Source organism: Allobosea sp. 05T439 (assembly GCF_056396005.1).
Window position 1 is genome coordinate 218,754 of sequence record NZ_JBFTKP010000003.1, and the last position, 25,399, is coordinate 244,152.

Here is a 25,399-nt window from a genome sequence, read left to right on the forward strand (position 1 = left end):
TGCAAACAGATATATCAGGACGCAGAGACGAGCATCGTCGCCCTTGCGGCGCTGCGAACTCCACCATTCGGCAAGCCAGAAGGAGATCGACATGAAGGCCAAGATTTTCTCCGGTGTGATCCCCGCGCTGATGACCCCGTGCAAGGCGGATCGAACCCCCGACTTCGATGCCCTGGTGCGCAAGGGCAAGGAGCTGATCGCTGAAGGCATGTCGGCGGTGGTCTATTGCGGCTMGATGGGAGATTGGCCGCTGCTGACCGATGCCCAGCGCATGGAAGGCGTCGAGCGCCTGGTGAAGGCCGGCATTCCGGTGATCGTCGGCACCGGCGCGGTCAACACCGCTTTAGCGGTGGCTCACGCGGCCCATGCGCAGAAGGTCGGCGCCCAGGGCTTGATGGTGATCCCGCGCGTCTTGTCCCGCGGCACCGTCCTCCTCGCCCAGAAGGCGCATTTCAAGGCGATCCTCTCGGCTGCGCCGGATCTGCCGGCGGTGATCTATAACAGCCCCTATTATGGCTTCGCGACGCGGGCCGACCTGTTCTTCGCCCTGCGGGCCGAGCACAAGAACCTCGTCGGCTTCAAGGAATTCGGCGGTCCCGCCGACATGCGCTACGCCGCCGAGACCATCACCAGCGGCGACGATGACGTTTCGCTGATGATCGGCGTCGATACCGCCGTCGTCCATGGCTATGTGAATTGCGGCGCGACGGGCGCGATCACCGGCATCGGCAATGTGCTGCCGAAAGAAGTGATCCATCTCTGCAAGCTCTCCCAGGCGGCGGCGGCCGGCGATGCCGAGGCGCGCCAGCGCGCACTGGAGCTCGAACAGGCTCTCGGCGTGCTCTCGTCCTTCGACGAGGGTCCCGATCTCGTGCTCTATTTCAAGCATATGATGGTGCTGAAGGGGGCCAAGGAATACACCCTGCACTTCAACGAGACGGATGCCTTGACCGCGAGCCAGCGCGGCTATGCCGAGGCGCAGCTCGCGCTCTTCGACAGCTGGTATGCGGCCTGGAACACGCTTCCCGGCGCCGTCCAGAAATATGCCGCCTGAGGGCGGGTTTAAGGTCGGGCGTGGCGGCGGAGCTTTCCGCCGCCACGCCGCGTCCGCTCGCCGATTGAGCCAAGCAGGTCTTCGTTGATGGCCGATCCCGATGTCATCGTCATAGGCGCCGGCGTCGTCGGCCTCTCCGCAGCGATCGCGGCGCAGGGGCGCGGCCTGTCGGTCATCGTGCTTGATCGCGAAGGACCGGCGGCCGGCGCGTCAGCCGGCAATGCCGGCGCCTTCGCCTTCACCGATATCCTGCCGCTCGCATCGCCCGGCATTCTCAAGAAGGCGCCGCGCTGGCTCGCCGACCCGCTCGGGCCGCTCTCGGTGCCGCCGCGCTATGCGCTGCAGATCGCCCCCTGGATGTATCGCTTCTGGCGAGCCTGCTCGCCCCGGAACGTGGAGCAGTCCACGGCGGCGCAGACGGCCCTGATGGACCTGTCGAAAGCCGAGCTCGAGCCGCTGCTGCAGGCCACCGGCACCAGCTACATGCTGCGCAAGGAGGGCAACCTCCAGGTCTACGAGAGCGAAGCCGAGCTGAAAGCCTCGCTTCCCGGCTGGCAGGCGCGGGAAAAGCACGGCGTCGCCTTCCGCCATCTGAATGCCGCCGGCATGGCCGAGATCCAGCCCGGCCTTGCGCCGCGCTTCACGCATGGCACCTTCACGCCCGGCTGGTACTCGATTGCCGATCCCAAACTCTACACCCTTGCCCTCGCGGAGGCGTTCCGCAGCCGGGGTGGCGTGATCGAGCGTCTCGATGTTTCGGGCCTCACGCCACTCGGGGATACTGTCGCGATCCATTCGCGCGACGGCGGCACACGCTGCGCGCCGCAGGTCGTCATCGCAGCGGGCGCCTTCTCCCATCTGATCGCCCGCAGCCTCGCAGAGCACATTCCCCTCGAAACCGAGCGCGGCTACAACACCACCCTCCCCACTGACKCCTTCGACCTGCGCACGCAGATCACCTTCGGCGGCCACGGCTTCGTCGCCACCCGGCTCTCGACCGGCATCCGCGTCGGAGGCGCCGTCGAGCTCGGCGGCCTGAATCTGCCGCCGAATTTCGCCCGTTCGGAGGCGATGCTGAAGAAGGCGCGCCTCTTCCTGCCCGGCCTGAAGTCCGAGGGCGGCGTGCAGTGGATGGGCTTTCGCCCCTCGCTGCCCGACAGCCTGCCGGCGATCGGGCGGGCGCGGGCCACGCCGCGCGTGATCCACGCCTTCGGCCACGGCCATCTCGGCCTGACCCAATCGGCAGGGACCGCCCGGCTCGTCGCCGATCTCTTGACCGGGCGCGAGCCCGMAATCGACCTTGCCCCCTTTTCCTCGCAGCGCTTCTGAAGGGCCCGGACCATGGCCAGCTACACCTTCTCCTGCATCGACGGACATACCTGCGGCAATCCGGTCCGCCTCGTCTCGGGCGGCGGCCCGCGGCTGGAAGGCGCCGACATGCTGGAGAAGCGCGCGCATTTCCTGCGTGAGTTCGACTGGATCCGCACCGGCCTGATGTTCGAGCCGCGCGGGCACGACATGATGTCGGGCTCGATCCTCTATCCGCCGACCCGGCCCGATTGCGACGTCGCCGTGCTCTTCATCGAGACCTCCGGCTGCCTGCCGATGTGCGGCCACGGCACCATCGGCACGATCACCATGGGCATCGAGAACGGCCTGATCACCCCGCGCGAGCCGGGCAAGCTCTCGATCGAGGCGCCCGCCGGCAAGGTCGACATCACCTATCGCCAGGAGGGCCGCTTCGTCGAGGAGGTGCGCCTGACCAATGTGCCGGGCTTCCTCGCCGCCGAAGGCCTGACGGCCGAGGTCGAAGGGCTCGGCGAGATCGTGGTCGATGTCGCCTATGGCGGCAATTTCTATGCGATCGTCGAGCCGCAGAAGAATTTTCGCGATATGGCCGACCATACCGCCGGCGAGCTCGTCGGCTGGTCGCCAAAACTGCGCGCCGCCCTCAATGCCAAATACGAGTTCGTCCATCCCGAGCATCCGCAGATCAGCGGCCTGAGCCATATCCAGTGGACGGGCAAGCCGACGAAGCCGGAAGCGCATGCGCGCAATGCCGTGTTCTATGGCGAGAAGGCGATCGACCGCTCGCCCTGCGGCACCGGCACCTCGGCGCGCATGGCGCAGCTCGCGGCCAAGGGCCGGCTCAAGGTCGGCGACGAGTTCGTGCACGAATCGATCATCGGCTCGCTGTTCAACGGCCGCGTCGAGGCAGCGACCACCGTCGCGGGCAAGCCGGCGATCATCCCCTCCATCGCCGGCTGGGCCCGGATGACCGGCATCAACACGATCTTCATCGACGATCGCGACCCCTTCGCCCACGGCTTCGTCGTCAAATAAGGGACGGCTCAGAAGCGACGGAGCGCGGCGGCGGGTGAACGCCGCGCTGGCCGTGCGCTTGCTTCCCGGCTAACAAGTTTTCGCGGGGCGCGGCATTCCCTAAGGGCGGCGGGGCGCGGCCCGGCGGTTTTTCCGCGCATTACTCCTCGTCCCGAGCCCGCACGGCGCTCAATTCCATAGTCGGCGAAGCAAAATACTTATTGTATTTTTCTTGTATCATGACATTCTGATGACATCTCGAAGCGGTGGTGAGGCGGGGATGCGCTCCAAGGAAGAGGAAGACAGCTGGCTCGCCTTCGCCTGGCAATTGGCGCAGGAGAGCGGCAGCATCCTGCGGGAGGCGGCAACCGTCCGGCCCGATGTCGAGGTCAAGCCCGACCGCAGCTTCGTCACCGCGCTCGATGCGCGCATCGAACGGCGCCTGCGCGAGCGCATCGCCGACCGCTTTCCCAGCCATGGCATCATCGGCGAGGAGGAAGCCTCCGCGAATTCCGACGCCGATCTGGTCTGGGTGCTCGACCCGATCGACGGCACCGCCGCCTTCATTGCCGGCCTGCCGGTCTATGGCACGCTGATCGCGCTGATGCGCGAGGGCGAGCCGATCATCGGCATCATCGACCATCCCGTCACCGGCGACCGCTGGATCGGCGTCAGGGGCCGGCCGACCCTGCATAATGGCAGCCCCTGCCGCACCCGCGCCTGCGGCGCGCTGGGCGAGGCCATTCTCTCCGCCAGCAATCCCGATTTCTTCGACGACGAGGAGCGTCCGGCACTCGACGCCATGCGCGCGGCGACCGCCTGGCGGATCTGGGGCGGCGCCTGCATGAGTTTTGGCCTGCTGGCGAGCGGGCGCACCGATGCCGCCTTCGACACCAGGATGAAGCTCTGGGATTTCGCGCCCTTMCGCCCGATCATCGAAGGGGCCGGCGGCGTCGTCACCGACTGGGAAGGCCAGCCGCTCACCCAGAGCACGGGCAAGCGCATCATGGCGGCGGGCGATCCCGCGCGCCACCGCGAGATGCTGCGGCTCGTCGAGACCAGCATGAAACACTGAGCCAACCCGCTCCGAGACGGCGCCGATCCGCCGGAGTTCCAGCACCGAGGGGGAGATATGGGTATCGCGATCGAGAATCTGGCCGTCGCCTATGGCGGCCAGCGCGTCATCGACGGGCTCGAACTGACGATCGAGCCGGGCTCCTTCTTCACCCTGCTCGGCCCCAGCGGTTGCGGCAAGACCACCCTGCTGCGCACCATTGCCGGCTTCGTCCCGGCCGAGCGTGGGCATCTGCGCTTCGGCGGTACCGAGGTGACGCATCTGCCGCCGCATAAGCGCGATATCGGCATGGTCTTCCAGGACTATGCGCTGTTTCCCGACAAGACCGTCTTCGACAATGTCGCCTATGGCCTGCGCGCCCGCAAACAGGCGGAAGGCGTGATCAAGACCAAGGTCCAGGCCTCACTGGAGCGCGTCGGCCTCGGCCATCTCGGCCAGCGCCATCCGGCCGCGCTCTCGGGCGGCCAGCGCCAGCGCGTCGCGCTGGCGCGCGCCCTCGTCATCCAGCCGCAGGTGCTGCTGATGGACGAGCCGCTCTCCAATCTCGATGCCAAGCTGCGCCTGCAGGTGCGCGAGACCATCGTCGAGCTGCAGCGCGAGGCGAAGATCACCACCGTCTTCGTCACCCATGACCGCGAAGAGGCGCTGGCCATGTCCGACCGCATCGGCGTGATGAACCAGGGCCGGCTCGAGCAGGTCGGCACGGCGGCGCAGATCTATCGCGAGCCGCGCACCAGCTATGTCGCGGACTTCGTCGGCGGCGCCAATCTGGTCGAGGTCGACACGCTGGCGCGCCAGGCCGGCGAGACCGGCCCGGTCGTGCTCGACGGCACGGCGATCGCGGCCCGTGCGCCGGCGGCGCTCGCGGCCGGCCGCGCGACGCTGGTGGCGCGGCCCGAAGACATCCTGCTCGCCGAGCCCGGCAGCGCCGGCACCCTGCCCGGCCGCATCGCGCATCGGCAATATCTCGGCGGCAAGACCAGCTACAAGGTCGTGCTCGACAGCGGGCGCGTTCTGGCGGTCGATCTCCAGAGCGGCGCCCATGACCGTTTCGAGCCCGGCGCCAAGGTCGGCCTCGGCTTCGATCCGGCCCGGACGCTGGTGCTCGCATCATGAGCCGGCAGTTCCGCTCGGTCTGGTTCTGGTTCTCGGCGCTGGCGCTCGGGATCCTGGCCGTGTTCCTGCTCTATCCCCTGCTCAGGGTGCTGACCGGCAGCCTGGGCAGCGGCAGCCATAGCGGCTGGGCGCTGCTCGCGGCCGATCCGAAATATTTCGCCGCCATCCTCAACACGATCGTGCTCGGCGTCGCCGTCACCCTGACCACGACGCTGATCGGCGTGCCGCTCGCCTATTTCACGGCGCGCTTCGAATTCCCGGGCAAATCGATCGTCGCGGTGCTGCCGCTAATCACGCTCGTCATCCCCGAGGTCATCGCGGCCCAGACCTGGCTGATGATGCTCGGCAATAACGGCTTCATCACCCGCTATCTCGGCGCGCGGGGCATCGACATCCCGAGCTTCTACGGCTGGCCCGGCCTGATCACGGTGATGACCTTCACCTATTACACCTACATCTATATCGGCACGCTCGCCGCCATCCGCGGCTTCGACGTCCAGCTCGAGGAAGCCGCCCAGAGCCTCGGCACCTCGCCGGCGCGCTCGCGGCTGCGCGTGATGCTGCCCGTGGTCCTGCCCTCGGTGCTCGCCAGCTCGCTCCTCGTCTTCACCCTCGTCGTCGGCAATTTCGCGACCGCGACCATTCTGGGCAGCCGCGTGCCGCTGCTCTCGGTGCTGACCTACCAGGCGGCGGTCGCCGAGGGCGGCTCCGACCCGGTGATGCAGTCGACGCTGGCGACGGTCTCGATCGCGCTCGTGATGATCGTGCTCTTCGTGCAGCGCTGGATCGTCTCGCGCGGCCGCCACGAGGTCACGCAGGGGCGCGGCGCCAGGGCCGAGCGGCTGCGCGGCCTGCCCGGCCTGTTCATCGGCCTGCTCGCCGGGCTGCTCGTCGTCGTCTCGCTGCTGCCGCTCGGCTCGATCGTGATCGGCGCCTTCACCGTCTCGCGCGGCCCGGTGATGCGCTGGGGCGAATGGACGACGGCCCATGTCGAGCGGCTGGTGCGGATCGCGCCCGATCCGGTGCTGAACACGCTGGCCTATTCCGCCGTCGCGACCGTGATCGGCATCACCTTCAGCGCGCTCGTCAGCTATCTCATCGTCAAGAAGCGCAATATCCTGACGCCGGCGCTGGATTATCTGACGGCGCTGCCGCTGGCGCTGTCGGGCACGATCATCGGCCTTGGCCTGGTGATGTCCTTCAACACCGGCTTCCTGCCGTTGACCGGCACGGCGAGCATCATCGTGCTCGCCTATGTCGTGCGCCGATTGCCCTTCGGCATCCGCAACTCCTCCTCGACGCTCTACAATATCCCGAACTCGATCGAGGAGGCCTCGGTCAGCCTCGGCGTGCCGCCGGTCGCGACCTTCTTCAAGGTCGTGCTGCCGCTGATGCTGCCGGCCGTCGCCGCGGCCGCGGTGCTGACCTGGACGACCACCGTCGCCGAGCTCTCGGCCTCGATCATCGTCTATTCCGGCGGGCGCGAGACGATGCCGATCCAGATCTACAAGCTGATCGATTCCAACCTGATGGCCTCGGCCTCCGCCTATGGCCTCGTGCTGGTCGCGGTGATCCTGATCCCGATCATCGTCGCGACCCGCGTCTTCAAGATCGACCTGTTCTCGTCAAAGGCCTGAACGGTTCCAGAAAACGACCAAGCCGGGCCGGCTCCGCCTCGCCGTCCGGACACAGCAAGGGGAAGGCGGGGAGAAAGGAACGACCATGACAAACCTGATCGACCGCCGCGCCGTCCTTGCCGGGCTAGCGGGCCTTGCGGCCGCACCGGCGCTACCGGCTTTCGCCCAGGGTGCAGCGGGCACCGTCGTGCTCTACACCTCGAACAATGCCCAGGCCGTGGACGCCGTGCTCGGCGTCGCCAAGGACAAGCAGGCAAAACTCAAGATCAGCACGATCACCGGCGGCTCCGGCCAGCTCCTGCGCCGGATCGAGGCTGAAGCCGCCAAGCCCCAGGCCGATCTGTTCTGGAGCTCGAGCGCCAATACGCTCGGCGCCTTCAAGCCGCTCTTCGAGCCCTATGCCTCGCCGGAAGCCGCCGCGATCCCGGCAGCCCTGCGCCAGCCGGAGAACCTCTGGACCGCCTCGAACGTCCATCTCGTCGTGGCCATGGTCAACAAGAACCAGCTCGGCGGCAAGCCGGCGCCAAAGACCTGGAAGGAGCTGCTCGACCCGGCCTTCAAGGGCAAGATCATCATCGCCGACCCCGCCAACAGCTCGACCGCCTATACGATCCTGTGGGGCGTCGAGAAGCTGCTCGGCCCCGATGGGCTGAAGGCGCTCGCCGCGAACCTGACGGTGTCCAGCGCCGCCTCGACGGTGCTGCGCAGCGTCGGCCAGGGCGAATACCCGATCGGACTGACCTTCGAGTCGAATGCCTATGCCTATGTCGCCGGCGGCCAGCGCGAGATCTCGCTGGTCTACCCCAGTGAGGGCACGTTCAGCACGCCGGAATTCCAGGTGCTGATCAAGGGCGCGCCGGGCGGCGCCACGGCAAAGGCCGCCTATGACCTGATGCTCTCGAAGGAGGCCCAGATCGCCCTTCTGGAGAACGCCTTCCGCCGGCCGAGCCGCAGCGACATCGACGTCTCCAAACATGTCGAGCTGCCGGCCATGGACAGCGTCAAGGTCTTCGGCATCGACGAGGACGAAGCCGCGGCCAAGCGCGACGAGTTCCTCAAGCGCTGGCAGTCCTTCGCGAGCGCCGCGAAGTAAGGGCGAAAGCTCAGCTCTTGAAAACGCCCGGCCACGGTTTCCGCGGCCGGGCGTTTTTTTGCCTCGTGTCGTGTCACGCGCGAGGCACGCTCAGTTCCTGGCCCCGAGCGCGAGACGGCAGGCCAGCCCCGCGAACACACCCGCGAGCAGATACTGGGGCAACCTGGGGAAGCGGAGCCGGCCGGCAACAAGGCTACGAAGCCGGGTGCCGAGCAGGATCACCGCGCCGTTCACGAGGAAGCCGATGCCGTTGATGATGGTGGCGAGCACCAGCATCTGCGCCACCATCGAGCCGCCTTCAGGCGTCACGAATTGCGGAAACAGCGCCAGGACGAAGAGCGCCATCTTTGGATTGAGCAGGTTGGTCGCAAGGCCCTCCCCGAGGATCCGCCGCCCTGACAGCCGCTGCAGCGTCGCTGTCGGAGAAAACCCTGCTCCGTCCGAGCGCAAGGTCTTCCAGGCGAGATAGAGCAGATAGGCGCAGCCGGCCCAGCGCAGGATCTCATAGGCGATCGGCACGGTCAGGAAGAGTTGGGAGAGCCCGAGCGCGGCGGCCAGCGCATGGCAATAGGTGCCGAGCGCGATGCCGGCATAGGTCAAAAACCCGGCGCTGCGCCCCTGGCTGATGCTGCGCGAGGCAATCAGCAGCATGTCGGGGCCGGGCGTGGCGGTGAGCACCACGGAAGCGGCGGCAAAGAGCATGAGGGTGGAGAGATCCGGCATTGCGATTTCCTTCGAAAGGAGCCGGAATTCCGCTCTACCAGGATTCGCTGGTCGGGCAAGGCGCCCTCCCCGGTGCGACCGGCGGCGCCAGCGGCAGATCGAACGCGCGCGGCGATTTCGGGCTCACCGTCAGCGCTCTCACGACCACGCTCGAGCTGACGCGCGGTGCGCGCTACGGCCCCTTTCAGCGAACACGGACACTTCGCGGAGACCGCCCCCCGAACGCGGCGAGCGCCGGGGCGGCCCAGGCGGAAGGTCCCGCAGCGACGATAATCAAATAACAAAATACGTGTGACGAATATTGACATTCGTCACACGTTAGCCGATCATGCTTGCGCTACCGGTGTTTCCTGAAGGTGCGATCCGCGCGTCAAACCCGCGATCCAGACCTTCCGCAGCACCCCTGTCCGGCCTCACAACAGTTCGAGGGCGCCATGCGCGGATCACCACTGCTTTCCAACGTCTTTCGCGCCACATCCATTGTGGGGCTCGCCGCGGTGCTCGCCGGTTGCGGGCCTTCGGACGGCGCAGAGCGCGCCGAAACGCACGACCAGGCCCGCCCCGTCCTGGCTCCGGCCGTCGCCTTCGAGCCAAGGACCGGCGAGCGCAGCCTCGTCGGTGTCATTCGTGCCCGCGTCGAAAGCGATCTTGGCTTCCGCGTGCAGGGGAAGGTCGCCAAGCGGCTCGTGAATGTCGGGGACGTGGTCCGGGACGGCGACGTGCTCGCCACGCTCGACGAGGCCGATTTCGGGCTCCAGGTCGCACAGGCCGAGGCGGAGCGCGCGGCAGCGGCCGCAAGCCGGGCGCAGGCCGAGGCCGATTTCGATCGCGCCAGGTCGCTGATCAAGCAGGGGTGGACGACAGCCGCCACGCTCGACGCAAGGCGCGCCGCTTCGGAGGAGGCGCGGAGCCGCCTCGCCCGCGCTGAACGTGCGCTGGACCTCGCCAGGAACGCCTCGTCCTACGCCGTCCTGCGCGCCGACGCGAACGGTGTCATCACCGCGACCGCGGTCGAGCCCGGCCAGGTCGTCCAGCCGGGATACGCGGCGATCCGGCTTGCCCGCACAGCAGAAAAGGAGGCCGTCGTGGCGATCCCGGAGGCCTCGGTCGAACGCGCGCGACAGGCGAAGGCCGTCGTCACGCTCTGGTCGAACGCCGGGGTCCGCTATGGCGCGACCTTGCGTGAACTGTCGCCTGCCGCCGACGCCGCGACGCGGACCTATCTCGCGCGCTTCCCTGTCGCGGCAGCAGGCCCGGAAGTGCAACTCGGCATGACGGCGACCGTAACCCTGACCGATTCCGATCCCGAGCGCATCGTTCGCCTGCCGCTGACAGCGCTCGTCAACCAGGGCGCGGGGCCGTCGGTGTGGACTGTGGGCCCGGACGGAAAGCTCGCAGCCAAGCCGGTCACCGTCGCCGTCTACGAAGCGAAGGACGTGATCGTCTCTGGCGGACTCGCGGAGGGCGACCGCGTTGTCCTGCTTGGCGCGCAGAAGCTCGACGCCGGCCTGACCGTTCGCGCCGTCGATCAATTCTCATTCTGAGAAGGCCCAGGACGCCATGAAAGAATTCAACCTTTCGCGCTGGGCTGTCGAGCACCGCGCCCTCGTCCTCTTCCTGATCATCGTGATCGCGATAGCGGGGACGTTGTCTTTCATGCGGCTCGGGCGTTCGGAGGATCCGAACTTCACGATCAAGGACGCCGTGCTGACGGCGGTGTGGCCAGGCGCCACGGCGCGCGAGATGCAGGACCAGGTCGCCGACCCCATCGAGAAGAAGCTGCAGGAGTTGGCCTATTTCGACAAGGTGCAGACCTATGTGAAGCCGTCCTTTGCGGCCATGCAGATCTCGTTCAAGGACAGCACGCCGCCGGCCGAGGTCGCGGGCCTGTTCTATCAGCTCCGCAAGAAGATGGACGATGTCCGGCCCTCCCTGCCGGCGGGCGTGATCGGCCCGAATGTCAATGACGAGTACGGCGATGTCGACTCGATCCTCACGATGCTGACGGGCGACGGCGCAGACTACGCTCAGCTCAAGAAGGTCGCCGATGCCTTGCGGCAACGGCTGCTCCGGGTTCCCGGCGTCGCGAAGGTGAACATCTACGGCGTCCAGCCGGAGCGCATCTATGTCGAGTTCAGCCATGCCAAGCTGGCGACGCTCGGCGTGGCGCCGCAGGCGCTCTTCGACTCGCTGGCCCGCCAGAACGACGTGACGCCCGCCGGGACCGTCGAGACGAACGCGCAACGCATTCCGCTTCGCGTCACCGGAGCGCTCGACGGCGTCAAGGCGGTGGCCGAAACGCCGGTCGATGCAGGAGGACGCACCTTCCGGCTCGGCGATATCGCAACCGTGACGCGCGGCTTCGTCGACCCACCGAGCTTTCTTGTCCGCCAACGCGGCGAACCCGCGCTCGGCGTGGGCGTCGTGATGGCGCGCGGCGCCAATATCCTGAGTTTCGGCAAGGACGTGGCCGCCGCGACGCGCGCGTTCCAGTTGGACGTGCCGCAGGGGGTCAAGTTCGAGCAGATTGCCGACCAGCCCGAGATCGTCGCGGAGTCGATCTTCGAGTTCGAGCGCTCCTTCGTCGAAGCGCTCGCCATCGTGCTCGGCGTTTCCTTCCTGTCGCTCGGCTGGCGCACGGGGATCGTGGTCGCGCTTTCGGTGCCGCTGGTGCTCGCAGCGACCTTCGTCGTGATGTACATGCTCGGCATGGACCTGCACCGGATCACGCTCGGTGCGCTGATCATCGCGCTCGGGCTGCTGGTCGACGATGCCATCATCGCGGTCGAGATGATGGTGGTGAAGATGGAGCAGGGCTACGACCGCATCCAGGCCGCAGCCTTTGCCTGGCGATCGACCGCCTTCCCGATGCTGACCGGCACCGCCGTCACCGTCGCGGGTTTCCTGCCCGTCGGCTTCGCGAAGTCGGGTGCGGGCGAGTATGCCGGAGGCATCTTCTGGGTCGTCGGGATCGCGCTCGCCCTGTCCTGGATCGTGGCGGTGGTCTTCACGCCCTATCTCGGGGTCCTGCTGCTGCCGTCGTCGCTGTCCAAGGGCGGCGCGCATGGAGACCCTGGCGCGATCTACGATACCCGCCTGTATCGCGCCCTGCGCCGGGCGATCCAGACCTGCGTGCGTTGGCGGCTGACGACTGTCGTCGTCACGGTCGGCATCTTCGCTGCTGCTGTCGTCGGGTTCGGCTTCGTCCAGCAGCAATTCTTCCCGTTATCGGAGCGCAAGGAGCTGTTCCTGCAGCTTCGCCTTCCCGAGGGCTCGTCGATCGGAGCCACGTCCGGCGTCGTCGCCGAGGCCGAAAAGCTGATCGGCCAGAGCGATCCCGACATCCAGACCTTCACGGCCTATGTCGGACAGGGCTCCCCGCGGTTCTGGCTCGGCCTGAATCCGACGCTGCCGAACGAGGCCTTCGCCGAGATCGTGATCCTGACGAAGTCGATCGAGGGCAGAGAGCGCGTCAAGTCGCGCCTCGATGCCGCGATCGGCGCTGGCGCCTTGACCCAGGCGCGCGCGCGCGTCGACCGCTTCTCCTTCGGACCGCCCGTCGGCTTTCCCGTCCAGTTCCGCGTGATCGGCCCGGACCCGATGAAGGTGCGCGAGATCTCCTACCAGGTCCGCGACGCCGTTCGCACCAACAGGAACGCGGTCAACCCGCATCTGGACTGGAACGAGATGTCGCCCTCGGTGAGGCTGGTGGTCGATCAGGAGCGGGCCCGTGCCCTTGGGCTGAACGTGCAGGATGTCTCGCAGACGCTGCAGACCCTTGTCTCCGGGGCGACCGTCACGACCGTTCGCGACGGCGTCGAGCAAGTCGCCGTGGTCGCGCGGGCCGGCGAAAGCGAAAGGCTGGATCTCGGCCATGTCGGCGACCTGACCATCGTCGCCCGCAACGGCGTCGCCGTTCCGCTGTCCCAGGTGGCAAGGCTCGATTATGTCCACGAGGATCCGATCCTGCGGCGGCGCAACCGCGACACCGTCATCACCGTGCGCGCCGACGTGGTGGACGGGGTCCAGCCGCCGGATGTGACGGCGCAGATCCTGCCGCGCCTGCAGTCGATCAAGAATGGCCTGGAGCCTGGCTACCGTATCGAGACAGGAGGCGCAGTCGAGGAGTCGGAGAAGGCGAACGCCGCGCTGTTCGTGCTCTTCCCCATCATGTTTCTCGCGATGCTGACCCTGTTGATGATCCAGCTGCAGAACTTCTCCCGCCTGGCCCTGGTCTTCATGACGGCGCCGCTTGGCCTGATCGGGACATCGGCAAGTCTCAATCTCGCCCATCAGCCCTTTGGCTTCACCGCGCTGCTGGGGCTGATCGCACTCGCCGGCATGATCATGCGCAATACGCTMATCCTCGTCGACCAGATCGAGAGCGATGTCGCATCGGGATCGCACAGCCGGCGCGAGGCGATCGTCGACGCGACGGTCAGGCGAGCGCGGCCCGTGGTGCTGACGGCGCTTGCGGCGATCCTCGCCATGATCCCGCTGTCGTCGAGCGCATTCTGGAGCCCGATKGCCGTCACCATCATGGGCGGGCTCTTTGTCGCGACCTTTCTCACGATCCTGTTCTTGCCGGCGCTCTACGCGCTATGGTTCCGCAAGTCGCTGGATGAGCGTGGCGCGCCGGCGGGGCCGGAGCCAGTCACGCTTGTGCCGAGCTTCGCGACCTCGGTTGCCCACCAGATCATCGGACCGGAATCGTATCCGGCTCGACGATCGAACCTCACGATTGTCTCGGAGTAGCCTTGGTGACACATCCATCCCGTTACACGGCGCGCGTGACTGCCCAGAGCGAGAATGCGAGCCGGCGGCAGGACGGCATCGAGCCGCTGCAGGAGATTCTCGCGGTCGCCCGGCGGCTGTTCACGACCATTGGCTACCAGAAGACCACGGTCGCGGAGATCGCGGCCGAACTCGGCAAGAGCCCGGCACATGTCTACCGCTTCTTTGACAGCAAGAGGGCCATCAACGAGGCCGTGGCCGAGCTTTTGCTCAGTMAGATCGGCGACGAGCTCGCGGTGATCGCCGCCGGACAATCGTCCCCTCCCGAGCGTCTTGCCGCCTTCCTGCTTGCGCTCTCGGAGCTCAGCGAGCGGCATTTCATGACCAATAGCCGCGTGAACGACATGGTCGAGGACGCGATGGCTGAAAGCTGGGGCGTCTGTCTTCGCTACATCCAGCGCGTCGAAGGCCTGATCAGGACAATCGTCGAGGACGGCCAGTCTTCAGGCGATTTCAGCGTCGAGGATGCGGCAGCCGGGGCAGCCTGTGTGAAGACGACCATGGTCTGCTTCATGCACCCGACGATGATGGCGCTGAGCGCGGAGCATGCGAGGCCCGAGATCGAACAGGTCATCGCCTATGCATTGCGGGGGCTCGGGGCCAAGCCCCGGCGCTGAGGAACGAAGCCCGCGCCGACCTGAGTGCCCAGTTCGTCGCCCGCAGATTGCGCAGACGGCTGGCCGATTAGCGCAGCCGCCGGATCTCTTCCACCGTCACGGTCGGCTTCTGGCCGTCCCAGTTCGCCCGCAGCCAGTTGGAGAGGTCGGCGACCTCCTGGTCGCTGAGCTGCGCGGCAAAGCCCGGCATGGGCTGCATCCGCTCGAGCCCGGGGAAGCGCTGGGCCGGAATGCCGGAGAGGATGACCCGGTTCAGGTTGCGCGCATCTGCCAGCCGCAGCGAGGCGTTGGTCGCCAGCGGCACCACGACATGCGGGATGCCCTGCCCCTCGACGCCATGGCAGCTGGCGCAGACGGCGAGATAGGTGGCGCGGGCCGATGCTGCGGTCCCGGCGGCAACGGCAACCGGCTGAGGCGGCGCCGGCGGGGTCGCGCGCTCCGGCAGTGTGTCGAGATCGAACAGATAGGCCGACATCGCCGCAAGGTCGTCGGAGCTCAGATATTGCGTCGAGAAATGCACGACCTCGAACATCTGGTTGGTCATGGCGCCCTGCGCCGAGATGCCGGATTTCATGAAGTTTGCGAAGACCAGAGGATCGAAACCCATGCGCGTCAGCCCGGCCTTGGTGATGTCGGGCGCGACGATACCTTCCAGCTCCGAGCCCTGGAGATAGGCGCTCTCCTTCATGCCCATCGTCAGGTTGCGCGGCGTATGGCATTCGCCGCAATGGGCGAGCGCGTCGGTCAGATAGCGGCCGCGGTTCCAGGCCTCCGAACGCCCGGCCACCTCCGTCCCGGTGTCGCCCGACAGGTTGACGAGGTTCCAGAAGGTCAGCCCTTGCCGGATATTCATGGGAAACGGCAGGTGGTTGGCGCGGTTTGCCACCTTCATCGGCTCGCGGCTCATCAGGAAGGCGTAGACCGCGTCGACATCCCCGGCCGTCAGCTTGCGATAGGAGGCATAGGGCATCGCCGGATAGAGATGGCCGTTCTTGCCGACGCCGTCGCGCACCGCGCGGTGGAATTCGGCGCGCGTCCAGGCGCCGATGCCGTGCTCCTTGTCGGGCGAGATATTGGTCGAGTAGATCGTCCCGAACGGCGTCTCGAAGGGCAGCCCGCCGGCCCAGGGCGCGCCGCCCTTGGTGACATGGCAGGCATAGCAATCGGCGGCGACGGCGACATAGGCCCCGCGCTTGACGAGCCCCTTCATCTGCTCCGCCGTCAGCGGCTGCTCGATATCCCGGGAAACGACGCTGCGCTCCAACAGGCCGAGGAAGACGGCTCCCGCCGCGAGCGCACCGATGAAGGCGACCGTCAGCACGGCCAGAAGCAGCTTCCTCGCCATGCGCGCTACGCCTTCACCAAGCCGGGTGTCCTGAGGACGAGATCGCGCACCGCCTCGAAATAGCGGACATAGCCGGTGCAGCGGCAGATATGCCGGTCGAGCGCCTCGCCGATCACCTGTTCCAGCGCCTCGCGCCGGACCGGGTTGCGCTTCAACTGGTCGAGCAGCACCGTCGCACCGGTGACGAAGCCGGGGGTGCAGTAGCCGCATTGGAAGGAGAAATGCTCGATGAAGGCCTGCTGGACCGGTGAGAGCTGTGTAATCGCGCCAGTGGCGTCGCGCCTGGCCTGGCCCTCCACCGTCCTCACCTTGCGGCCAGTGAACCAGTGGGCGCCGGTGATGCAGGTGCGCATCTCCTCGAGCGAGCCGTCGCCCTTCTCGACGATCACGGTGCAGGCATGGCAGATGCCCTGGCCGCAGCCCATGCGCGAGCCGGTCAGGTTGAGATACTCGTAGAGGAAATCCTGCATCATCATCGTCTCCGGCACGTCGATGGGACCGACGGCCTCGTCGTTGATGGTCAGGGAGAGCGTGCGGGTCGCGATGGTCATGCCAGCGCCTCTCGGATTTTCTCGGGCGTGATCGGCAGGCTGTAGAAGCGCTTGCCGATGGCGTGGGCGACCGCGTTCACGATCGCCGGCACGACCGCGATCATCACCACCTCGGCCATGCCCTTGGGCGGATCGGTCTCCGACAGCGGCGGCAGGATTTCGGCCGTCTGCGACCAGACCGCGACATCCCTGGATGTCGGCAGCTCGTAGCGGTTCCAGTTCCAGGTGCCGTTGCCCGGCCCGTCCTCGTAAAGCGGCAGATACTCCTTCAGGGCGTGGCCGATGCCCATGKCGAGCCCGCCCTGGATCTGGCCGGAGACCAGCTCCGGCACGATCTGGTTGCCGCATTCGAGGATGGAGTGATGCGACAGCAGGCTGACCTCGCCGCTGCCGGTATCGACGGTGATCTCGGCCAGCGTCGCCATCGGCGCGTAATAGGTGACGCCGGCATTGTTGCGCTGCGTCGGCGGGTAGGAGACCGAGGCCCGGTCGACGAAGTGCCAGCCTGCTTCCGTCATCAGGGCCTTGCGCTCGACTGGTGCTCCTTCGCCGTATTGCACCGCCAGCGCATCGATGGCGAAGCGGCGGCGCCCAGTGCCCGACACTTCGAACTCCGCTTCGGCCCATTGCCAGCGGTTAAAGCTGTGCACGGTGACGCCGGTGACGAGGCCGAGCCGGTGCGCCTCGGCCGCGACCTCGGCAAAGGACAAAGGCTGCATGGCCGCCGCATTGACCGTGCCGCGGATGATGCGCAGATCCTCGCGGCGCACCACTTCGGGCGCCAGCTGGCCGCCGCCGATGCCGCGCGACCAGAGCGAGCGCGCGGCGGGCCAGAGCGCGAGGTCGACAAGCGCGCGGGCCGCCTCGCGCGTCGCATGGCCGAGATAGTAGACGCTGTTGGAGGCGCTCATCGGCGAGGTGAAGCTCGGCGTCCAGCGCGGATTCGCCATGCGCCGGTCTTCCTCCTCCTGGGAGAGCGTATAGGGCTCGTCTGTGGTCTCGAGCGGCATCTGCGGCCAGCGCACCTTGCCGAATTCGGTCTCGTCGGGTTGCCGGCCGAGGATGCCGGCGGCCATCACCGCCTGCGAGGTCGTGGCGCCCGTGCCGATCTCATGCGCGACATGCGAGAGCGTAAGCCGGCCGCCTGCGTCGAAGGCGAGCGCGCAGAGCGCCGCTTCGGCGCCGGTGCCGTAATCCTTATGCACATGGCCGTAGCCGACGCCGTATTTCTTGCCGGGATTGGCGGCCTCGAAAGCGGCCTTGCGCTCCTGTCGCCCGGCCCAGAGCGGGTGCCTTTCCGCCCGCGCCAGGATCTCGTCATGACGCAGCGCACCTGAGGGGATCGCGCCCTGCGAGTTCTTCATGCCCGATTTCAGCGCATTGCGCCGCCGGAACTCCATGGCATCGAGGCCCAGCGCCTCGGCCGCCTCGTCGACCATCATCTCGGTCGCCGCCATGGTCTGCAATGTGCCGTAGCCGCGCATCGAGCCGGCATCGACGGCGCGCGACGACAGGATCGTCGCGGAAAAGTCGCTCTTCGGCAGGTAATAGATCGACTGCGCCGCCGTCGCGCCGACCGTGCCGACCGAGACCGAAAAATTCTCGCGCCCGCCGCCATCGTTGCGATAGCGCCCGGTCATCGCCCGGAATTGTCCGGTCTTGCGGTCGATGACCATGACCTTGTCCATCTCGAAGGCATGGCGCTTCAGCGCGGTCTGGAACTGCTCGTAGCGGTCATTGGCGAGCCGGACCGGCCGCCCGTCCGCATAGAGGCCGGCGAGCACGCAGTAGAACGGGAAGATCGCGTGGTCCTTGGTGCCGTAGCCGACGGTGTAGCCGATCTTGAGATCGATGCTGTTCAGCGGGAATTTTGACTTCGACACCATATGGGCCGCCATCTCGGCGACCTCGTGCGGGGACTGCGTGGCGATCAGGGCGTGCAGGATGCCGGTCGAACGCTCGTACCAGACATTGCCATTATCGGCCTCCATCGCCGAGGCATCGGCCGACTGGCTGGTAAAGCTACGCCGCAGCACCAGCACGTCGTCCCCGGCAGTGGCGATCTCGCGCTCGATCTCGGCTGCGGCCGCCATGCCGCGCGCCATGGCGTCACCGTCTCCGGCGGCGGGCCATTGCGGTTCCTCCCCCTTGAAGCCGGTGCGGATCGTCGTGTCCTTGAGCGCGGAATAGCGGTCTTCGGCCTCTGGAGTACCGCCATCGATCCGGACATAGCGCGCCGCGCCATAGGGGCCGGGCGTGGTGGACGGGCCCTGCGCGCCGTAGCGCACGACCCTGTCGTTGAAGCGCAGCTTGCGCTTGGCCGCGTCATAGCGGGCAAAATCGTGATAGATCAGCAGCGCGACCGGCTGGCCGAGCAGGCGTGCGGTCTCACCCTTGGGGACGAAGAAGACATCGCCATAGAAGCCGGGCGCGGGGATCGCGACGCCGTCGGCGACGAGGTCCTCGTGCAGCACCAGCCGATCCGGCCTGAGGTCCTCGCCGAGCAGGCTAAGATCGACGCCATCGAAGACGCGGTCGACCCGCGTCGCATGGAGCATGAAGGCGTGCGCCTGCTGCTTCGGCCAGCCTGCAAGGTCGCGGGCGCGGTAGTCGCGCGTAAACGTCTTGCCGCCGGTGACCTTGGCGATGGCGTCGAGCCGGTATTTCGGCTTGCCGCCGGCCTCGAGCCAATCGGCCCCGGGATGCGGCGGCGTCTCGATCAGCTCCGCCCGGGTGGCCGAGGGCAGCAGCGAAATCCTAATCGCGACGCCGGCCGCTGCGGCCTGGAGGACGGTTCTGCGGGATAGACCTGTCTTCACGCCGACACCCCGCTCGCTGACGAGCCGACTCTGCTCTCCCGCCGATAATATGGGCACAGGGCGGGCGCGTATATCGATATTCGAATTGGTCTGGTTTCAGGGATTGGGGGTGGTCTTCGGCTCGGGGAATAGCCGCGCGGCCCTTTCGGGGCCGCCAACGCTGGCTGCTGCTTCGCGCCAGGAGCGGACTCTGGCTAGTTGCCCGAAAGCTGACCTACGAAGCGCCGCGCGTGAGCCGCGAGCCAACGTCGAACCTGGCGGCGTGACCTAATCCGCCGCGCAGCGTAGCGCCCTCCAATGGGCAGCGCTCGATCTGCGCCCGCTGCGGCCGACACGTTCCTAGCGCCGCCGGATGGGTCGGTACCATCCGGAATCCCCGACTTTCGACCGCCGTCGTGCCGCGAAGCGCAGACGGGCTGCGGACGCCTGCTGAAACACCTCGGGTGCAACCAGCGGCGCCAGGACCACCCGCCCAGCGGGGGCGCCTGATCTGCGCTCGTCTAGGAGAGGCTGTCCGCGCGGCCGAGGAGATTCAAGCCGGTATTCGCGGGAGGCGTGCGCAACACGGGCTGAGCAGCGCCACGCGTCAATCTAGCGTCAAGCCCGCGATGGAGCCTCGGCCGGCCGCCCGCTAAGCGACTAGGGCGGCGAGCTCCGAGCTGCTGAACACTTGGACCGCGATCTCCTGCAGAAGAGGCAGGCCAAAGCCCGCGATCATCGCGTCGTCCGCGTCTGTCAGCAGATACTCGCCAATGCGGCTGTGCGCGATCGAACTCCTCAATCGGTAGATCTGGTAGGCGGCGAGGTGGGCCATGAAGTCGTCGAAGTCCTTGTCAGTTTTCGCCAGCTTGGCAAGCTTGACATTTGCGCGCTCCACCGGACCGGTCTCAACAAGACCGCGGAACGTGCTCCACTTCGCGTCTTCCGACAGCGGATTGCCGTCCTTGCCGTGTAGTTGGAACATCTCCTGCGCCCGGTCGAGATAGGGTTCGAGCGCGGACATTGTCGCTGCGATCGCGTCGAAGTCCCGGCAGAACTCGCGAACGATCCCCTTCAGCCGCGCGAGCTCGACACGCTGGTAGGCCGACATGATCTTCCCGAAGCCGACGAGGTCGTCACCCGCCCTCACCAGGTGGCGGTAGGTGATGTAGTCGAACAGCAGCTCCACTGTGTGATAAGTTCGAAGGAACTGCTCGCGCGGGCCTGTCGCGCGTGTCAGGCGCCGGAACGAGCTCACGTGGTGCGGCGTGGGTGCAATGACGTCTCTGCGGGCCCGGATCTCTGCGACGCTGCCCGAACCTTCCGCTGGCGAAATGCCGTGACTGAACCCACCCCAGATCGCCGAGCCTGTCAGGTAATGCTCGAGATACCGGCCGAACTCGCTCTCTTCGATGATCGCGTAGTCGCGCGAGAAGAGCGCCGGTCCTATCAGGGCATCCGGGCTGGATGCGTCCGCCAGCAGCGCCGTATATTGGTAGCGCGTGAGCTCCTCCGTATGCCTCGCTGAGCGCCCGGCGACGAGGCAGAGAACGCCGAGCGGGGCGCTGAGCTCGTCGCGGATCGGAAGGTCGCTCGCCCGATCCAGCGTCCAGGCGACGCCGTGAACCGGCATGGCGACGCGACCGCTGACGACCAGGCAGTCGCCCTCCATGCGGGCCGTTGCGGGGTCAACGTCCTCGACCTGCGGCAGGAGTCCAGCCGCCGCAGCTGCAACGATCTCAGTGGCGTCCATTCATTCCGCCGCTAGCGTCCAGCATCCGGCCAGCGGAACTTCGCCGCCTTCGCGGAAGAACTCTTTGAAACCGTTGGTGAGAAGCCGGCGCGTGGCGAGGCCAACGTTGACTTTGCGAGGATTGAAGCCGGACCTGAGCTTCGCGAACTCCTCGAGCCCAAGAGGGTCCGACGCTTCCGGCGCACTCTCCAAGATGCGCCTCAGCGCATCTAGCGCTTGGTCTACGCGGCGCCTGCGGTGTTCACCCTTGCCGAACTGCGCGACTGCGGCGAAGAAGGCCGCCATGACGTTGCTCGTCGCGAACCAGTTCGCGACTCCCGCCGCGACCTTCTGACCCGTCCCGCCCGGGTTCGCGTCGTCATCAACGTCAGCAATGGCCGGTCCTCCCTCGTAGATCCGGGCGGTCTGCTCGTCCAATTCGACGTACCGCTTCAGCATCTCTACGAAGCGGTCGAACTGCTCGGAGACCCCCTGTTCGCCAAGATCGAGTGCACTGCTCTCGATGAGTTCGTTGGCGACGAGGTTGGCCTTTTGGATCTCAGGGGAACCAGTGATCATCGCCTGATAGGCGGTCACGACCACATCGAAGGCGAACTTCTTGGGGCGCGTGCGCCGGGTGTTGTCCCGTTCGAGGTAAATCTCCACGCCTGGCAGCCGCTTCAGGATTGACTCCTGCAGAGACGCGAAGAGCAGTTCGAGCTGGTGCCGGATCGACATCGGCTTCTGGCCGGCATTTAGCACGATGATGCGGTAAATGAGGTTGTGTAGGTCCCGCTCGAGCCAGAACTCGACTAGTATCCTCTGATCCTGCTTGAACGTCTCACCCTGATTGGCGAGATCCCGCATGATGTACGTGCGCTGCAGCCCGTCCAGGATGTCGACCGTCTCAGGCGTGTTCAACAGTGCCGCGAGCGCGCCGGCCTTGCCGGGGTTCTCGCGGTACTCCTCGTACGCAGGCAGGATGGCGGCGACCATCTCCGGCTTCACCGCCAATGTGATTGAGGGAAGAAGGGCGCCGTCCCTGATGTCGGACTCGAGCCGCCCGTACGCCTTGTGCTTCTCGCGCCGGCGCTGGAGGTGGAACTCCTCGAACCTCGTGCCGACGATCATCAGATATTCGGGGATGGTCATCTGCGTGCAGGAACGGCGGGTTCACCGCGTGAAGTAGCGCCGTGCGAATACCACCGGTCAACTGCGCAAGCCACTATGGACGCGCTCGCCAGCTCAGCCGCGCACCTCGCCTTCGAGGGCTGGCACGGCGAGCCGTGGATCTTCAAGACCCCGCACCATCCCGACTACAAGCGCGATCGGGTCGAGCGCATGGTGAAGGTGGGCCTCTCGACCGCCGCGGCCCCGGCCTACTTCGAAGCCCTGCCGAACAATGGCTACGTGATGGTCGATGGCGGACTTTGGGCGAACAACCCGATCATGAACGCGCTCGTCGACGCCTTGGCCTGCTGCGACCTCGACCGGGCGCAGGTCGAGATCCCGAGCCGGGAGATCGCAAGGACCTTCTTTGCCAGCGACGTTGCCTCCGATGTGTTCGTAACGGCGGCATGAAGGTGAAGAACTTCGCTCTGAAATCGGCCTGGGCACCGCGATTGGTCCCAATGCCGCCTGACAGTAGTTCGAGCGTAATCAGCCAACTCTCAGGAAGCGGATGTTCCTAGCAGCGGCAATGAGCCAACACCGGCTGCCGCTGAAGTATCACTCCCAGCAGCGGACATCCAAGAAGCCGGCTCTGGGCCTACTCCGGTCACCAGACACCGCTCCTCAAGAGTCTCCGATAAATTGACGTCCCCATTGCCCTCCCCGCGCGCCCCTAACTCAGCCCCGCCCGCCCGGGATCGAACGCCCCTACCGCCGCCTTGATCTCAAGCATCCTCGCCATCGCCGGCGGCCTTTTCAGCCTGCCGCTGGCATCGTCCCCCACGGTTCCGCAGACCGGCAGGATGCTGATCTCGTCGTCCATGGCGATCGCGGTGAGGCCGAAGCTGTAATCGGGGAAGCGCGCCTTGAGATGAGCGAGCAGGCGAGGCTTGGCCGCGCCGAACTCCGCCTCCCGGCCGAGCGGCGGGAAGATGACGAACTGCGTGGCGTGTTCGAGCCCCTCGGTCCAATGGCGGTTCATGCGCTCCTCCTGAAGCTCGGCACGAGGGTGATGGTCGTGCCGAGCCCGCCGCGCTCGCGGCAGGCCGAGCAGGAGAGCCGGTTGTCGGGGGCGCATCAGGGTCCGCGTGCCCTGCCCGATCACCTCCTGGATTGCGCCCGGCCAGATCCGCTTCGTGCGCCCGCAATCCTCGCATGGAATGTCCAGCAACGCCCCCGCCCTGATCTCCAGCAGCCGCGCCATTGCCGGCGGCGTCTTCAGCCCTCCGCTGGCATCCTCGCCCACGAGACTGAGGCTGGTCCGGATGCGCTCACGGAGGGCGCTTCGTGCCTCGCCGGACAGGCCAAGCGTCTCGCGCATGAAGCCCCGGAAGAACGGTGCAAACGCCAGGGGTGTCTGATCGATCGGCGGGATGCTGCTGCATAGCTGCGGCATATGCCGGGGCACATGCTGCAGCATGTGCTGGGGCATTGCCGCGGCAGATGCTGCAGGCATGCCAATCACAATCACAATCACATACAACAGTATCTAACGATCCTGTTGTAGGGCGCGCCAGGGCGCCGCCGGCCATGTTCCGATCCTGGGTTGCCTGACGTCGGTTCGCTGGAATCGTCATGCGCTCCTCCTGAAAATCGGCACGAGGTTGATGTTCTTGCCGAGGCCGCCGCGCTCGCGGCAGACCGAGCAGGACAGCCGGTTGTGCAGGCCCATCAGGGTGCGCGTCCCCTGCCCGATCACCTCCTGGATCGCGCCCGGCCACATCCGCTTCGTGCGCCCGCAATCCTCGCATTGGATGTCCAGCGACGCGACGTAAGACAGTTCGGGCCGCTCACCACTTCCCGAATAGGCCAGGCTCATCACACATCCCTTCTGTTCGTGTTATGTTCTCATTTAAGCCAGAGGGCGGAGGACAAGTCGAGTCTCGATCGACGGTGCGCCCCGGGCGATTTCGATAACTTTCATTATTGACACGATGATAATTTAAGTTATCGTTCCAGTATCGAACGGAGAGGCGCGCCGCCCATCGGGCTGGCAGCGCCCTCCCCGGAGGGAGAGCGGGATGACGGGGATKAGCGAGATCAGTTTTGTCAGCACGGACGGCGATCGCGAGACCATCCGGCGGAGCGGCGAACGCGCTGGCGCGGCCGGGCAGCCAGCGGCTGACCTCTCGCCGCGCTGCGCCAAGCCCGCGGCCACGCTGCCGGGGGCCTGAGATGGCCCGCAACTTCCCGGTGAGTATCGAGACGCTGGAACTCGGTCATGACGACCGGTCGGAGGGGTTTTACGAGCTGGTGGTCGGCACCGATGCGGAGGCCACCTTCTTTGATCTCCAGGCGATGACCAGCGACGGCAAGACGGTGCGCTCCGGGGAATGGCGCTGGGGCATGGCGCAGGAATGGATCGCGATCCAGGCGCTGCGCAAATTCAGCCAGCTGCATGAGGCGATGATCGAGGCGACCAGCCCCGATGCCCGCGCCGCAGCCTATGCCGATTTCACCCGCGCCCGGCGCCTTGAGGCCGCGGAGTGAGCGCCATGGCGACGACCAGCCTTTCCAAACCCATCGCCTCCGAGGATTCGCAGATGACCCCGATCGCCATCAGGGAGGCCTTGCGCACGATTGCGGGGGAAGCCGGGCCGGCGGCCTGGGCCGATCTCTCGGTCAGCACGGAGCATCCGGATGAGTCCGCCGTGCGCGGCGTGCTCTACCCCGGGGGGATCGCTGCCGGCCATTGCATCCATGGCCGGGGCCCAAGTTTTGCCGAGGCGCTGGAGGATCTCCGCAGCAACTGGGCGCAGGCCCGTTCGCTCGCGGACACAAACAGCATCCGCAGGATGGCGCTCGCGATCATCGAGATCACCGGCGACCAGGGCGAATGCGCTGATGCGGCGCTGCGCGGCGCCGGCTTCGACCAGCAGCAGATCGCGCGCCTTGGCGCGCTGGCCTGCGCGGAAGCGACCCGGCTCGCGGCCGGCGGGCCGTTCCGGATCATCACTATCACGGGCGCGAATGCGCAAGCCGCCGGCCTGCCAGTGCCGTTCCGCGCCGACATCACCCACGCACTGCCGCTTGGAGGCTGACCGATGGCACCGACCATCCTGGAATATCTGATCGCCGCGCTGGTCGCCCTGATCCTCCTGGGGGCGCTGATGATGCTGTTCATCCGCGTGCTGTTCTGGAAGCCGATCCCAGACGAGGACTGGTCGCAGCACGGCGACGAGCGCCGGTTCGACCAGCGCTATCGCGATGCGGGCGAATGAGCGCGGCGCGACGGGTCCCCCTGGCCATTCCGGCGGCGCGCCGCAACCGCGGCCCCCGGCAGGGTTTGCTACCAAACGGCGCATTGATGCGTATGATGGGGAGCCGCTMGTGTCCGGCCGATCCGTCGACGAGAGGCCTGCTCCTGCTCAA

Annotated in this window: 23 protein-coding genes; 15 read left to right on the forward strand and 8 right to left on the reverse strand. The window is 66.7% G+C overall.

Annotation, left to right across the window (positions count from 1 at the left end):
- Positions 1 to 91 precede the first annotated feature (91 nt).
- From AC1DIO_RS05020 to AC1DIO_RS05050, 7 genes are all read left to right on the forward strand, one after another.
- A complete protein-coding gene (locus AC1DIO_RS05020; RefSeq protein ID WP_476853186.1) occupies positions 92 to 1,054 on the forward strand; it encodes a dihydrodipicolinate synthase family protein in 963 nt (320 codons plus the stop codon).
- An 87-nt stretch (positions 1,055 to 1,141) separates the two neighbouring features.
- Entirely contained in the window at positions 1,142 to 2,383 is a 1,242-nt protein-coding gene (locus tag AC1DIO_RS05025) for an NAD(P)/FAD-dependent oxidoreductase (protein ID WP_476853187.1), read from the forward strand.
- A 12-nt stretch (positions 2,384 to 2,395) separates the two neighbouring features.
- Complete coding sequence (locus AC1DIO_RS05030) at positions 2,396 to 3,397, forward strand: 4-hydroxyproline epimerase (RefSeq protein WP_441504713.1); 1,002 nt, start codon at positions 2,396 to 2,398, stop codon at positions 3,395 to 3,397.
- Between the two features lie 229 nt (positions 3,398 to 3,626).
- Positions 3,627 to 4,451: an inositol monophosphatase family protein gene (locus AC1DIO_RS05035; protein ID WP_476853188.1), complete on the forward strand. Its 825-nt coding sequence runs from the start codon at positions 3,627 to 3,629 to the stop codon at positions 4,449 to 4,451.
- Positions 4,452 to 4,508: 57 nt separating this feature from the next.
- Positions 4,509 to 5,567, forward strand: coding sequence for an ABC transporter ATP-binding protein (locus AC1DIO_RS05040; protein WP_441504715.1), 1,059 nt, complete (start codon positions 4,509 to 4,511; stop codon positions 5,565 to 5,567).
- Positions 5,564 to 7,204, forward strand: a complete 1,641-nt coding sequence (locus AC1DIO_RS05045; protein ID WP_441504716.1) for an ABC transporter permease — start codon at positions 5,564 to 5,566, stop codon at positions 7,202 to 7,204. Before AC1DIO_RS05040 ends, AC1DIO_RS05045 begins: the two co-directional genes overlap by 4 nt.
- Before the next feature lie 85 nt (positions 7,205 to 7,289).
- The gene (locus tag AC1DIO_RS05050; RefSeq protein WP_441504717.1) at positions 7,290 to 8,297 is read left to right on the forward strand and encodes an ABC transporter substrate-binding protein; all 1,008 of its coding nucleotides are present in this window, start codon (positions 7,290 to 7,292) and stop codon (positions 8,295 to 8,297) included.
- Positions 8,298 to 8,387: 90 nt separating this feature from the next.
- Here AC1DIO_RS05050 and AC1DIO_RS05055 read toward each other — a convergent pair whose 3' ends face one another.
- A complete protein-coding gene (locus AC1DIO_RS05055; protein ID WP_441504718.1) occupies positions 8,388 to 9,020 on the reverse strand; it encodes a LysE family translocator in 633 nt (210 codons plus the stop codon).
- Positions 9,021 to 9,454: 434 nt separating this feature from the next.
- On the opposite strand from AC1DIO_RS05055, the gene AC1DIO_RS05060 reads away from it, so the two are divergent.
- Genes AC1DIO_RS05060 through AC1DIO_RS05070 form a run of 3 tightly spaced genes read left to right on the forward strand, consistent with a single transcriptional unit; the run spans position 9,455 to position 14,431 of the window.
- Positions 9,455 to 10,564, forward strand: a complete 1,110-nt coding sequence (locus tag AC1DIO_RS05060) for an efflux RND transporter periplasmic adaptor subunit (protein WP_441504719.1) — start codon at positions 9,455 to 9,457, stop codon at positions 10,562 to 10,564.
- A gap of 16 nt (positions 10,565 to 10,580) precedes the next feature.
- Positions 10,581 to 13,775, forward strand: a complete 3,195-nt coding sequence (locus tag AC1DIO_RS05065; protein ID WP_476853189.1) for an efflux RND transporter permease subunit — start codon at positions 10,581 to 10,583, stop codon at positions 13,773 to 13,775.
- 5 nt (positions 13,776 to 13,780) lie between these two features.
- Positions 13,781 to 14,431 carry a TetR/AcrR family transcriptional regulator gene (locus tag AC1DIO_RS05070; RefSeq protein WP_476853190.1) on the forward strand — a complete coding sequence of 217 codons (651 nt, stop codon included), beginning with the start codon at positions 13,781 to 13,783 and terminating at the stop codon, positions 14,429 to 14,431.
- Positions 14,432 to 14,498: 67 nt separating this feature from the next.
- On the opposite strand, the gene AC1DIO_RS05075 is transcribed toward AC1DIO_RS05070, so the two are convergent.
- The 5 genes from AC1DIO_RS05075 to AC1DIO_RS05095 form a co-directional block, all read right to left on the reverse strand.
- Positions 14,499 to 15,776, reverse strand: coding sequence for a c-type cytochrome (locus tag AC1DIO_RS05075; RefSeq protein ID WP_476853191.1), 1,278 nt, complete (start codon positions 15,774 to 15,776; stop codon positions 14,499 to 14,501).
- Between the two features lie 5 nt (positions 15,777 to 15,781).
- Positions 15,782 to 16,327, reverse strand: coding sequence for a (2Fe-2S)-binding protein (locus AC1DIO_RS05080; RefSeq protein ID WP_441504723.1), 546 nt, complete (start codon positions 16,325 to 16,327; stop codon positions 15,782 to 15,784).
- A complete protein-coding gene (locus tag AC1DIO_RS05085) occupies positions 16,324 to 19,146 on the reverse strand; it encodes a xanthine dehydrogenase family protein molybdopterin-binding subunit (RefSeq protein WP_476853192.1) in 2,823 nt (940 codons plus the stop codon). The genes AC1DIO_RS05080 and AC1DIO_RS05085 overlap by 4 nt, the downstream gene beginning before the upstream one ends.
- 631 nt (positions 19,147 to 19,777) lie before the next feature.
- Positions 19,778 to 20,878 carry a hypothetical protein gene (locus tag AC1DIO_RS05090; RefSeq protein WP_476853193.1) on the reverse strand — a complete coding sequence of 367 codons (1,101 nt, stop codon included), beginning with the start codon at positions 20,876 to 20,878 and terminating at the stop codon, positions 19,778 to 19,780.
- Complete coding sequence (locus AC1DIO_RS05095) at positions 20,879 to 22,009, reverse strand: hypothetical protein (RefSeq protein ID WP_476853194.1); 1,131 nt, start codon at positions 22,007 to 22,009, stop codon at positions 20,879 to 20,881.
- Positions 22,010 to 22,084: 75 nt separating this feature from the next.
- Here AC1DIO_RS05095 and AC1DIO_RS05100 point away from each other — a divergent pair, with 75 nt between their 5' ends.
- Positions 22,085 to 22,438, forward strand: coding sequence for a patatin-like phospholipase family protein (locus tag AC1DIO_RS05100; protein ID WP_441504725.1), 354 nt, complete (start codon positions 22,085 to 22,087; stop codon positions 22,436 to 22,438).
- Between the two features lie 262 nt (positions 22,439 to 22,700).
- On the opposite strand, the gene AC1DIO_RS05105 is transcribed toward AC1DIO_RS05100, so the two are convergent.
- Together AC1DIO_RS05105 and AC1DIO_RS05110 are read right to left on the reverse strand one after the other, a co-directional pair.
- The gene (locus AC1DIO_RS05105; RefSeq protein ID WP_441504726.1) at positions 22,701 to 23,483 is read right to left on the reverse strand and encodes a hypothetical protein; all 783 of its coding nucleotides are present in this window, start codon (positions 23,481 to 23,483) and stop codon (positions 22,701 to 22,703) included.
- Between the two features lie 117 nt (positions 23,484 to 23,600).
- Positions 23,601 to 23,846 carry a hypothetical protein gene (locus AC1DIO_RS05110; protein ID WP_113518228.1) on the reverse strand — a complete coding sequence of 82 codons (246 nt, stop codon included), beginning with the start codon at positions 23,844 to 23,846 and terminating at the stop codon, positions 23,601 to 23,603.
- Between the two features lie 202 nt (positions 23,847 to 24,048).
- Between AC1DIO_RS05110 and AC1DIO_RS05115 the strand changes: the two genes are divergently transcribed.
- Genes AC1DIO_RS05115 through AC1DIO_RS05130 form a run of 4 tightly spaced genes read left to right on the forward strand, consistent with a single transcriptional unit; the run spans position 24,049 to position 25,248 of the window.
- Complete coding sequence (locus AC1DIO_RS05115; RefSeq protein ID WP_476853195.1) at positions 24,049 to 24,201, forward strand: hypothetical protein; 153 nt, start codon at positions 24,049 to 24,051, stop codon at positions 24,199 to 24,201.
- 1 nt (position 24,202) lies between these two features.
- Positions 24,203 to 24,517, forward strand: a complete 315-nt coding sequence (locus AC1DIO_RS05120) for a hypothetical protein (protein ID WP_441637843.1) — start codon at positions 24,203 to 24,205, stop codon at positions 24,515 to 24,517.
- A 5-nt stretch (positions 24,518 to 24,522) separates the two neighbouring features.
- Complete coding sequence (locus AC1DIO_RS05125; RefSeq protein ID WP_441504729.1) at positions 24,523 to 25,068, forward strand: hypothetical protein; 546 nt, start codon at positions 24,523 to 24,525, stop codon at positions 25,066 to 25,068.
- 3 nt (positions 25,069 to 25,071) lie between these two features.
- Positions 25,072 to 25,248 carry a hypothetical protein gene (locus tag AC1DIO_RS05130; protein ID WP_441504730.1) on the forward strand — a complete coding sequence of 59 codons (177 nt, stop codon included), beginning with the start codon at positions 25,072 to 25,074 and terminating at the stop codon, positions 25,246 to 25,248.
- Positions 25,249 to 25,399: the final 151 nt, after the last annotated feature.

Excerpts from the sequence above, each read along its gene's own strand:
- AC1DIO_RS05105 (WP_441504726.1), bottom strand. The coding sequence starts at position 23,483 with ATGCCTGCAGCATCTGCCGCGGCAATGCCCCAGCACATGCTGCAGCAT.
- AC1DIO_RS05125 (WP_441504729.1), top strand. The coding sequence starts at position 24,523 with ATGGCGACGACCAGCCTTTCCAAACCCATCGCCTCCGAGGATTCGCAG.
- AC1DIO_RS05060 (WP_441504719.1), top strand. The coding sequence starts at position 9,455 with ATGCGCGGATCACCACTGCTTTCCAACGTCTTTCGCGCCACATCCATT.
- AC1DIO_RS05130 (WP_441504730.1), top strand. The coding sequence starts at position 25,072 with ATGGCACCGACCATCCTGGAATATCTGATCGCCGCGCTGGTCGCCCTG.
- AC1DIO_RS05075 (WP_476853191.1), bottom strand. The coding sequence starts at position 15,776 with ATGGCGAGGAAGCTGCTTCTGGCCGTGCTGACGGTCGCCTTCATCGGT.
- AC1DIO_RS05100 (WP_441504725.1), top strand. The coding sequence starts at position 22,085 with ATGGACGCGCTCGCCAGCTCAGCCGCGCACCTCGCCTTCGAGGGCTGG.
- AC1DIO_RS05110 (WP_113518228.1), bottom strand. The coding sequence starts at position 23,846 with ATGAGCCTGGCCTATTCGGGAAGTGGTGAGCGGCCCGAACTGTCTTAC.
- AC1DIO_RS05055 (WP_441504718.1), bottom strand. The coding sequence starts at position 9,020 with ATGCCGGATCTCTCCACCCTCATGCTCTTTGCCGCCGCTTCCGTGGTG.
- AC1DIO_RS05095 (WP_476853194.1), bottom strand. The coding sequence starts at position 22,009 with ATGACCATCCCCGAATATCTGATGATCGTCGGCACGAGGTTCGAGGAG.
- AC1DIO_RS05080 (WP_441504723.1), bottom strand. The coding sequence starts at position 16,327 with ATGACCATCGCGACCCGCACGCTCTCCCTGACCATCAACGACGAGGCC.
- AC1DIO_RS05030 (WP_441504713.1), top strand. The coding sequence starts at position 2,396 with ATGGCCAGCTACACCTTCTCCTGCATCGACGGACATACCTGCGGCAAT.
- AC1DIO_RS05090 (WP_476853193.1), bottom strand. The coding sequence starts at position 20,878 with ATGGACGCCACTGAGATCGTTGCAGCTGCGGCGGCTGGACTCCTGCCG.
- AC1DIO_RS05040 (WP_441504715.1), top strand. The coding sequence starts at position 4,509 with ATGGGTATCGCGATCGAGAATCTGGCCGTCGCCTATGGCGGCCAGCGC.
- AC1DIO_RS05050 (WP_441504717.1), top strand. The coding sequence starts at position 7,290 with ATGACAAACCTGATCGACCGCCGCGCCGTCCTTGCCGGGCTAGCGGGC.
- AC1DIO_RS05045 (WP_441504716.1), top strand. The coding sequence starts at position 5,564 with ATGAGCCGGCAGTTCCGCTCGGTCTGGTTCTGGTTCTCGGCGCTGGCG.
- AC1DIO_RS05120 (WP_441637843.1), top strand. The coding sequence starts at position 24,203 with ATGGCCCGCAACTTCCCGGTGAGTATCGAGACGCTGGAACTCGGTCAT.